2 protein-coding genes are annotated in these 2,281 nt (G+C 43.0%); both read left to right on the forward strand.

Annotated features, from left to right (window positions below; genetic code table 11):
* The first annotated feature begins 615 nt into the window (after window positions 1-615).
* Complete coding sequence (locus HPY60_11900) at window positions 616-882, forward strand: hypothetical protein (GenBank protein NPV51879.1); 267 nt, start codon at window positions 616-618, stop codon at window positions 880-882.
* Window positions 875-2,281, forward strand: a 1,407-nt coding sequence (locus tag HPY60_11905) for a hypothetical protein (protein NPV51880.1), incomplete at its 3' end; no start/stop codon positions are given. The genes HPY60_11900 and HPY60_11905, both read left to right, overlap by 8 nt.

Consider the following 2,281-nt stretch of genomic DNA (forward strand, 5'->3'; position numbering starts at 1 on the left):
GTACCTATCAGAACCAAAAACACCATAGTTACCTTAATTTTTCTTGCCATAAACATAATATCACATAATACTCTTGCCTTTTCCATATATTTAAGGATATGGAAAAAAATAGGGAAAATAGGGAAAAATATTTCTTTTCCATTTCAATACTTGACCTTATTTTTTCTGTAAAATTCTTTTTTGTGAGATGGTAGATTCCCTGTGACATAAACCACCTTGGCGCACATCCAGTGATTCAAACCACGACTATAAGTTAATGTATTTGATTTCTCACAACTAATAAATTTGTAATCAGGAATACCGCATGCTTTGTTTTCATGCACGATAATTATAAATAAGCTCCTTCTTGAACTGCAACGGTAAATATGTCAAATACAAGAATGGACACATCTATTCTAGATGTGATCAAATCTGGTATAATGCCGTTCACCGCTAAAGAGGTTGAGGAGAAAGTACACCTCGGCCACACTATGGTGGTGCATTGGTTGAAAATTTTGAGGTCTGATATTAAGGCCAATAGGCCCTATGCTCAAGGCTTCAAATGTGATAAGCGAAAAAATGCGCTTAGTCACCAGAATCAGTGGATTTACTGGTTCGAGCGGTAGGATACAGTAGGTGAATTGGATTACTGCTACCGTAAATAACTGCATCGAAGGGCTGCCTGGCCCTAAAATTAAGGCCAGTTCTAGAGGGGAGCATCTTATAGGCCAGTATGTTGAGCTGCTGAAAGATATTCCTCTTTTTCTTGATGGTATGGCCCTGCCAAACGGACCATTTAAAAAAGGCCAGGTTGTGAGGGTCGATGAAAGGCTTGCACGGCCCCTTGAGATATTGATTGCAAAAGGTTATGCAATACCCTTTAGGGGGAATTCAAATGAGTGAAATCCAAGATGACGATTTGGCCCTAAAAATAGGGCCAATGCCATCGATTGATAGCCCTATTACTTCCTGGGCCAACTACTACCGCTCTCTTGGATGGAACGCTATCCCGATAAAAACGATGGATAAAATTCCCCTGATAGAGTGGAAGGCATACGAAAAGAAAATGGCTACTGAAGAAGAGGTAGAGGATTGGTTTAGAAAGTGGCCTAACGCAGACATAGGGATAGTATGCGGCGATATAAGCAGTATCGCAGTCATGGACATCGATATAGACAAGGGTGGCCTTGACTCTTTGAACAGCATCAAGCCTAAGGACTATAGCCTGATTACGCCTCTTGTAAAAACTGGAAGAGAGGGCGGAGGCTACCACTACTACTTCAAGACTAACGGCAGGCATGTCCAAAAGATCACTGATCTAAGGCCTGGCATAGATATCCAGGGTGAAGGTGCCTATGCAAAGGCTCCGCCTTCTATACACAAGACTGGAAGGCACTACCGCTGGATAAAATCGCCAACTGACTTCCTGCTGGCTGAGATCCCGGATTGGCTTCTCAGCGCGATTGAAGCAAAAAGTAACAAGCCTAATTTTAGGGCCAAGGATACCGCGCATGAAAACAGGGAAAAAGAAGGCATAATAAAAAGCGGAAGGCGAAACATGGAGCTCACAAGCCTTTCCGGGGAGCTATACAATAGGGGCTACGATCCTAAAAAGATCAATGAGTGTCTCCACGCCGTCAATAAGACCCTCACAGAAGAGCCCCTGTCAGAGACAGAAGTCAACAGGATAAAGACTGACTGGCCCACAAGGCATTTTCTAGAAAACGATGCCGGAAATTCTGAGAGGATGGTATACTACTTTGGCAACATGTTCAGGTATTCTCCTCCAGAAGACCTATTCTATGTATGGGATGGAAGGCACTGGGCAATTGATGACATGAACATGATCTGGGAGCTAGCTGTTGAGACTATCAAAAATATCGCCAAAGTAGAGACAGAAAAGGCAAAGAGTGAGGAAGAGCTAAAGAAGCTTTTGGATCTTGCCAAAAATTCATTCAGCAACAACAAGCTTAAGGGCATGATAAACTGCCTTAAATCACAGCCAGAAATCAAGGTTAGTCCTGATAGATTTGATAGAAATCTATACCTCCTGTGCTGTGATAATGGCACGCTTGATCTTTTGAAAATGGAGTTCAGGGAGCACAGGAGAGAAGACTACATCACTATGGTAGCAGATGTCACCTATGACCCTGCTGCAAGATCTGATCTCTGGGAGAGCTTCATATCAACAATACTGCCGGATGCGGATGTAAGGCTATTTGTGCAGAAGATCTGCGGGCTATCTCTAAATGCTGCAATAATCGAGCAGAGGTACTACTGCTGCTACGGCAAGAGGGATAAC

Origin of the sequence: Methanofastidiosum sp., from assembly GCA_013178285.1 — an archaeon.
Lineage (GTDB): Archaea > Methanobacteriota_B > Thermococci > Methanofastidiosales > Methanofastidiosaceae > Methanofastidiosum.